The 258-nt window shown below is 33.3% G+C and carries 1 protein-coding gene; it reads right to left on the reverse strand.

Annotated features, from left to right (window positions below):
• Positions 1-258: transposase (locus LJE09_RS19360; protein ID WP_227311640.1), on the reverse strand; the 258-nt coding region annotated here is incomplete at both ends.

Below are 258 nucleotides of genomic sequence, written 5' to 3' on the forward strand. Positions count from 1 at the left end.
GACACCTGTTTTTCATCATTCCTTTTACATTTAAATCTTCAATCGTTATGTAAGATGGTTTGGTTTTCACTATCTCAGCGATTGTCTTGTTAATGTGATCCGTACGGATATTATCCATTTTATGATGAAGTTTTTGTACCTTAAGCTTTTGTTTCCGTATATTTGCTCTTTGAGTGGACTCTCCTTTCTTTAAATTTTCATATTTTCGGGAAAGACTTCTCTGTTCCCGGATCAGTTGTTTTTCAAGTTTCTTTAATC

The sequence above is a fragment of the Blautia sp. DFI.3.45 genome (assembly GCF_020593505.1).
GTDB classification, from domain to species: Bacteria; Bacillota; Clostridia; order Lachnospirales; family Lachnospiraceae; genus Blautia_A; species Blautia_A wexlerae.